The sequence below is a fragment of the Pseudobacter sp. genome, from assembly GCF_051955275.1.
Lineage (GTDB): Bacteria > Bacteroidota > Bacteroidia > Chitinophagales > Chitinophagaceae > Pseudobacter.
In genome coordinates this window covers 1-6,655 of the sequence record NZ_JBQCGW010000256.1, presented here as the reverse complement: position 1 = coordinate 6,655, position 6,655 = coordinate 1, and the positions used below count along the sequence as shown (strand labels likewise).

At 47.0% G+C, this 6,655-nt stretch carries 12 protein-coding genes; 3 read left to right on the top strand and 9 right to left on the bottom strand.

The window, feature by feature from the left end; genetic code table 11:
* Window positions 1–582: CHC2 zinc finger domain-containing protein (locus ACTHMC_RS22280; RefSeq protein WP_440416536.1), on the bottom strand; the 582-nt coding region annotated here is incomplete at its 3' end.
* A 192-nt stretch (window positions 583–774) separates the two neighbouring features.
* Between ACTHMC_RS22280 and ACTHMC_RS22275 the strand changes: the two genes are divergently transcribed.
* Genes ACTHMC_RS22275 through ACTHMC_RS22265 form a run of 3 tightly spaced genes read left to right on the top strand, consistent with a single transcriptional unit; the run spans window position 775 to window position 1,734 of the window.
* Entirely contained in the window at window positions 775–1,065 is a 291-nt protein-coding gene (locus tag ACTHMC_RS22275) for a hypothetical protein (RefSeq protein ID WP_440416534.1), read from the top strand.
* Window positions 1,062–1,418 carry a hypothetical protein gene (locus ACTHMC_RS22270; protein ID WP_440416533.1) on the top strand — a complete coding sequence of 119 codons (357 nt, stop codon included), beginning with the start codon at window positions 1,062–1,064 and terminating at the stop codon, window positions 1,416–1,418. The genes ACTHMC_RS22275 and ACTHMC_RS22270 overlap by 4 nt, the downstream gene beginning before the upstream one ends.
* A gap of 37 nt (window positions 1,419–1,455) precedes the next feature.
* Entirely contained in the window at window positions 1,456–1,734 is a 279-nt protein-coding gene (locus tag ACTHMC_RS22265; RefSeq protein ID WP_440416531.1) for a hypothetical protein, read from the top strand.
* 42 nt (window positions 1,735–1,776) lie between these two features.
* On the opposite strand, the gene ACTHMC_RS22260 is transcribed toward ACTHMC_RS22265, so the two are convergent.
* From ACTHMC_RS22260 to ACTHMC_RS22225, 8 genes are all read right to left on the bottom strand, one after another.
* Window positions 1,777–2,340 carry a hypothetical protein gene (locus tag ACTHMC_RS22260; RefSeq protein ID WP_440416530.1) on the bottom strand — a complete coding sequence of 188 codons (564 nt, stop codon included), beginning with the start codon at window positions 2,338–2,340 and terminating at the stop codon, window positions 1,777–1,779.
* Between the two features lie 239 nt (window positions 2,341–2,579).
* Entirely contained in the window at window positions 2,580–3,011 is a 432-nt protein-coding gene (locus ACTHMC_RS22255; protein ID WP_440416529.1) for a DUF6908 domain-containing protein, read from the bottom strand.
* Window positions 3,012–3,042: 31 nt separating this feature from the next.
* Window positions 3,043–3,417, bottom strand: coding sequence for a hypothetical protein (locus ACTHMC_RS22250; protein WP_440416527.1), 375 nt, complete (start codon window positions 3,415–3,417; stop codon window positions 3,043–3,045).
* An 18-nt stretch (window positions 3,418–3,435) separates the two neighbouring features.
* Window positions 3,436–3,876, bottom strand: a complete 441-nt coding sequence (locus ACTHMC_RS22245; RefSeq protein ID WP_440416525.1) for a hypothetical protein — start codon at window positions 3,874–3,876, stop codon at window positions 3,436–3,438.
* A gap of 42 nt (window positions 3,877–3,918) precedes the next feature.
* Entirely contained in the window at window positions 3,919–4,350 is a 432-nt protein-coding gene (locus ACTHMC_RS22240) for a DUF6908 domain-containing protein (protein WP_440416524.1), read from the bottom strand.
* Window positions 4,351–4,389: 39 nt separating this feature from the next.
* Entirely contained in the window at window positions 4,390–4,830 is a 441-nt protein-coding gene (locus tag ACTHMC_RS22235; protein WP_440416523.1) for a hypothetical protein, read from the bottom strand.
* A gap of 54 nt (window positions 4,831–4,884) precedes the next feature.
* A complete protein-coding gene (locus tag ACTHMC_RS22230; RefSeq protein WP_440416521.1) occupies window positions 4,885–5,943 on the bottom strand; it encodes a DUF932 domain-containing protein in 1,059 nt (352 codons plus the stop codon).
* Window positions 5,944–5,975: 32 nt separating this feature from the next.
* Window positions 5,976–6,164, bottom strand: a complete 189-nt coding sequence (locus ACTHMC_RS22225; RefSeq protein ID WP_440416520.1) for a hypothetical protein — start codon at window positions 6,162–6,164, stop codon at window positions 5,976–5,978.
* Window positions 6,165–6,655 lie beyond the last annotated feature (491 nt).

The window sequence follows — 6,655 nt, the reverse complement described above, 5'->3', positions numbered from 1 at the left end:
GACTGAGAGTGAAGAAGTGGGCATCCCCATTGTAGGTGTCTTGCACCAGGTGTTGGCATCGGTTGCATAGGTGGTAGGGCTTTTGGGGGAAGTGCTGCCTTTGATATATTGATTGCGCAGTTCATAGCCACCCGCATCATTGCGAAAGCCCAGGGCATAATAGTTTTTGCCTTTCAGTGAGTAGTGCACTTCTTTGAGGTATTGGTCTGCCAGGTGTTGAGGGATCCTTCTTTCGCGTAAGTAACGCTGCAATGGAAGAGAAAAGATGGGTTGAACCCGGGTAATCTGGATGGCGTCTCCGGTATGCTGGTTGTATTGATTCGGATCATGCTGTATGGTCCGAATGGTTCCATGATCCAGATCGAGCTTGCTCAGAAATTCTTTCACGGAGCAATTGAAAAATGCGATGCCGAAATCGATCAGGTTGCCGCCTTTTCCGTCAGCAAAATCATACCACTTGTTGAGCTTACGGTTAACCTTGAAGGAAGGTGTTTTGTCTGCGTGCAGTGGAGAGTGATACCAGGATTGATCTCCGCTTGTTTTTTGGGCCTGAAAACCCAGTGAGGACAGGTAATCTACCATGTCCAATTTTTTAGCATCTTCAATATTCATACTTCACGTTTCAGTTACACATTCGAGATACTGTTACAAAAATAACTGGGACTTTCTGCTGGCAGCAAGCTGGTGCCATTAAGGATATAGGTGAAATGGTCAGCTGGCAATTCCGGAGAATATCTTTACAGTACTAATTATTCACCGATAAAATTGTGTAGTATGTTAAGTGCAAAAGATGTTGCAATAGTGTATGAAACACTGCTGTCGTCACCGGGCATGAATGAGGTAGTGAAGGTGGCGTTGAACCTGCCCAGAAAACAGGTGCTCGTACTGAGTAAGATTATTGAAGCTGGTATCGAGGCAAAAGGCGATGGAGAAAAAAATGGATGGTTGTCGATGGCGGATGAATCCGTCATGAAAGAGATCGCTGGCATCAATGCCGATCTTTTGCAAAAAGCAGGGTTGTCAGAAATGAACGAACGTATTGGGACGCTAATTGTAAAGTCATGAACGGGCAAACAAAAGTTTATACCTGGCAGGAGGCGATAAGCGCCGGTTGTGATCCACTCCAGTACAGCTACCTGCCTGGGATCATACCGGCAAGCACCCTGATCGCAAGACTGGATTTCAAGATCTGGTCCAATAAGGTGATCGGTATCGATGGTTACTTCACGTTGATCCTGCCGATGCAAAAGTTTCAGCTGACAGTTCATCCAACTGCGCGTTATGGCTATAGAACAGGTGAAGGATTGATCGATTTTCACGCCTGCTGTACCCATCAGATGTACTTGTTGGAATTAAAACAGGTTTCATCCGGCAGATGGAACCTGAAAAATATTTGCTGCGTTGAACAGCAGGGATAGATGGGGCGTATCTTCGCCCACCTAAAAACGTGCAAGTATGATCTCAATGGGTGGAACCGCGATTAAGAATTTCAGTAAGGAGTTTGATTGGAATGGTCAGGTGATCATGGTAGAGTTTATTACGATGAATTGTGTAGAAAAGCAATTGTACCAGGTGTACCTGCCGGCGCTGCCCCCCGGTCCTACAGATAAAAAGATCCGCATTCATATGCAAAGGGATAGCAAAGGGGATTTTAAGATTATGGGAGAAAACGTTTGTCCGCCCGAGTACCTGGGTATGGAAGCGGCCCTTGATGAAGCCATCAAAAATTACTGATCCCCGACAGGTGACCGAGCGCCGGGGATCAGTTGCAGGGAATCATTCATCAATCGGGACATTCAGGTGATGAATGGGATGCGCTGTCAGGATCAGTCCATTTCGGTCGGTGATCACCCGAACATGGGTACAGGGCCTGTTAAGATGATCAAAGCCAATGAGGAACCCGCAATCACGGATCCGTTGATAATGGTAATGCGGTTGTGGTAACTTGAACGTTGGGGCAAGGAAGGCGCTTCTGATCTGCTGGTTAATCTGCGGAATGGGGATAATGAACTTGCTTTTCCCCGGAAACTTTTTCACCGGGTCATAATGACGATCCAGGATGTGTTCTAGGGAATGGGCGTTGAGAGTGTAGGAGAGTGGATAAAGCAAATGGCCGGCATTGTTCGGGATCTGCCTGATGAGCTGCCGGGACATCAGGTTAAGGCCAGAACGAACTTTGGAATAAGAGTGAAGCGCTTTGAGGAAAGTTGATTCATCAAATTGCCATGCCTGTGGCGGAGAAACAAAAATGTGCTGCATGAATGAAAGCGTTACGATGAAAAAAATGGTGACGTTCCATCTCCTGGTCGCATGATTGAGGTATAGGCTCTCGACGTTCATGCGAAAAGGGTATGCTTTCTTACGCAACTAAGTAATGCAGGACGGTATCAAATATAAGAAAACTCATCGAAGGAGCACCGTAATAAGTCCTTACTGCGTATGGCCGGTTCTTCATCAAAAATTCAGGAAGTGCAAGCTGCTGGCCCCTGAAGGCCAGCAGCTTTTTTGCTAGTATTGGGAACCTCTTCAACTGGTAAGCAAAACCGGAGGACAAGCACCTCCGGTTTTCTGAGTGTTACTTAAATAAATCCCTTCTTCTCGAATTCCAACAGCCATCCTGCTGCTATTTCAAGATTGCTGTCATAGTACTTTTCAACAGGGATGTATGTCCCGTCATCAAAGATCTCGATACTGATCAGGTCTAAATCAAGGTTGTCATGCTCGTAACGGACGGGCCAGATGAGCAGGTTTTCATAATCGGTAGCTGTTTTTCTATTGTCAGTGACGATAAAAGTGAGTTCCATAGAAGAGATCAGGCCTTCGTATTCATCATAGGTATGGGATATAACACACAGCTTGCCTTCGCCTTCAGTCGTTTGGAAATGGTTGTCGAGCACCCGGATTTTCACAGGATGGAAAGGTGCCTTTTTCAGCCGGATGAATATGCCGCTACCCAGTCTGTCAAGCATTTTGCTAAATGGGATCGTGGGTTGCAACGGAAGTGTTTTCATGATATAATTTTTTAGGTGTTGTAGGAAATGATTATGAAAAAAGTATGTCGATCATCTGTCTGTACTTGCTTGTAGGCAACTGGAATTTGGCGTAGCTGCGCAGACAGTGTATGGAATAGCTACCGCGGAAATAATCAAAGATCTCATAGCCGAAAAGATGAGAGTTGGATTGAAGCCTTGCGCCGTACTGATCGATAGCGTGGTTGATCTCACCTGCCAGCTGCTGCCACTGTTCTAACGCTGCTGCCGGGTACGGCAACAGTATCGAATTGAAGACACGCCGGTCACTGGTGATTTTCTCTCCGCAGGTGTACAGGAATTTTATGTACCCTGCGGTATCTTCCGGGAAGAGGCTGGCCAGTAGTTTTCCTTTTTGATAATTGAGCAGGTATTGTAATGCAGGCATAGTGGTAAGTTTAAATGGTTATGGGATGTAACCTTGTTCATCGATATTGCCCAGCCAAAGCTGTGCAAGTAAAATGTGATCCTCCAGTTTGTCGGGATACTGTCGGGTTACCTGCGCGTTTACGATGGAGGTGCTTTCTTCATACTTGTTGTCCGTGAAACTCTGGTATCGATGAGGAAAGATGATCAGGTCTTGGTAGTCTGCCGATTGGTAACGAAGGTCTACTACGATGAAAACGATCTGTTCCCGGATGGATAACCCGAATGGCTGGTGGTCTCCGTGTAAGAAGGCGATGCTGTAGAGATAGCCTTGGCCTTTATGTGTGGTTACCGTAAAGTCATAATCCAGCATACGCATGGGCGGGCCATACCTGGATCGGAACGTAGTGAGCAGTGCTCCGTCCATGTGATCGATTAGGCGGCTGAAAATACTGGCCGCTTGTTCATTCAGCATTTCCATAAAAAGTATTTTATCGTGATTGAATTAATGTTACGGGATAGATTAATCAAACCGGCCATCCCGGTCCCAGTCTGTGAGCCACTGTTCTGTCAGGGCAATGTTCTGGTTGAGGATATCAGGAAAGTGATCAAAAACGGTATCATCCACCAGTACAATGCTTTCCTGATATAGATTGGCGCTTTGTTGTTCATAAAGTTGAGGCGCGACGTGCAGCGCCTGCGGATCACTGCGTTCCGCCCGCTGGTCAATCACTACCAGCAGTATCTCAGGTTCTGCAAAAACACCGTCCGGAGTGTCATTGAAATGGGCAATGCTGTAGAGCTTTCCGTTGCCGATAGGCGTTCCAATGCAGTCGTAATAGATGGCAGCGATCAGGTCTTTTTTTCCGGGCGATTGAAACAGGCAAAATCTACCGTTCATTTTTTGTAGCAGGCGACTGAATATGGCGGTAGCTGCTTGGTTGAGATATTTCATGGCAAAAAGAGTTGTTGGGTGAAAAAATGTGAATGGAGACTAATCGAAAGCGGCTTCTTCATCGAGGCGGGCGAGCCAGTTTTCTGCTATGTTTACCTGCTCTATTAGTGCTTCAGGATACACAGAGCATAAGAAGCCATCTTGCAATATTGTGCTTTCGTGGTAGTATGATTCTGTGTATTGCTGATACAGGTGGGGAATAATATAGAGGTCGTCGACAGCGTCCGGTGTGGCGCGGTTGTCTACAACAATCAACAGCATTTCCGGCTCGGGGAAGATCCCATCCGGCGTCTGGATGAAGTGTCCCATGCTGTATAATTTGGCATCGCCCAGCTCGGTACGGATATATTCATCATACATGGCCACAATCAAATCCCTGTCATTGGTCGCAAAGGAGGTATAGATATCCTTTTTCAGTTTTTTCAGGAGGCGGCTGAAAATTTCAGTGGCGGATGCATTGAGGTATTTCAGGTATTTCATACATCATTTGTTAAGGTGGAGAATGGAGGGCGGGGTGGCCCGCCCTGTGGTTTATTAATTCATCAGGAAGGCGTCCTGACCTTTGATTGCAAAGTTTTTGCAGAGATCGAATGCCGCCTGTGTTCGCAGTTGGGCCACGCCACCCAGCATGATGGATTTCAATTTCGCTTCATCATTTTTATAGTTGCGTACATTCTGGAAGTAACCTGTTACTGCATTGTAAGCGCCGAATACACTACCCTTGGTGGTGTCGGTTTGCTGGCTGGGGCTGCTCATGGCATAACGGTATACCTGATCTACCATACCAGTAAATTGTTGAGACAAGCTATCCTGCACCCCCTTCAGTACATTATGCAATACTTCTTTGCTGGGAGCCATGGCGCGTTGTATGAGTTGTTTCACCTGCACATCGGTGATACGCACCTTTGCCCACTGGTTAAAGATGGATTCGAGTTCTTCTGACAGTTTATTGGTGATGCCCAATACCTCGTGAGCCTGTGCCAGCCTGTCTTTGGCTTTGGTGGTGTGGCGGATCTTAATGGCGTTGCTGTGCTGGCTCATGGCCGCGTTCAGGGTATTGTTGCAAACGATGCGGATGGGGGTAAAGGCTGCTATGATGCTACCGAAGCCATCATGGGAGGTCGTCAGGAACAGGTATTGTTTGATCAGGTCGTCGTTGGCCACCCGGATATAGTTGGGCAGTTTGGCGGTGATAAAAATGCGTTCTCCCTTCCCCAGTGCTCCTGCTGTTTCATATTGGATACCGTCGCCGCCCACAATAGCGTCAAAGAATTCAAAGGCATCTACATTCTGTACCACTTTGTAATCCTGTCCAACCACGCCCAGTACAGCATTGCTATCTGTCCTTACCGTGGCGTAGTAATCAGGTACAGCTATATCTGGGTGTATGATTTCGGTATCTGGTTGGGGAACGGCGTGGGTAGTGAACAGCGGGCGTTTTTCCACTGTGTAGTTCAAGCCTGCAAATTGCAGCGCTTCTTTACTGGTTGGGTAGTCGTGCACAATTTGTCCCAGTCCATGCCATGCAGATTCTTTCACGGAAAAGAAGCTGTGTTGCTGTGTGTTGCTGTTGTAATTGAGATTGTGTGCCATAATTTACATTTTTGATTGAGTGAGGAAGGTGGTTAGCGATGTTGAAAAAGTTGGAGGGAGGCGGGTTGTACTCTCTTGGAATAGCCCTGATGGGAATGGCTGTGGCGCTTGACCAGGTATTGAATGGTGACGTCTTCGTTGAGCACGATGGTCCACGCACTGGTGAGGCTGTGTGCCCTGCCTGCTTTCTTGCTGCGCTGTATGTTCCATGATAAGCGCATGATGTTGGCGAGCTTTGCATAATGTTTCATATGAATCCATTTTTTTGGTTAAGAAATCCGGAGCTGCGCCCCGTTCTTTCTTTTTGGCCAGCAAAGCGTCCCATTGCAGGACGGACGGGCGGTAAGAACTGCCCGCCAGAAAAAAATACTACCCAACGGGTGGAGATTTTTTTCCAGGGCTGTTCGACGACCGGCAGCCTGCAACATTTCTGAATGGTTATTTCGGGTATACTGAGATGTTAGTGCGTGAATACATCAACCTGGAGATATAATGCGGTAAAAGGTTGCTGCGGGTGCAGGCGTACAAGAGTGCGACGCAACGGCAGTCACAACAGGAAGACAAAGGGCTGGTAACATCATGCCTTTAGTGCAGGAAATACGACAGTATATAGAATTTTGGCAGAAATGCCCCTGTTTTCGGAAAAAATGACAGGTGAAATGCCGGGAATATTTGCATGTAATTGCCTGACGGTGCGCCTTTATGCGAGTTT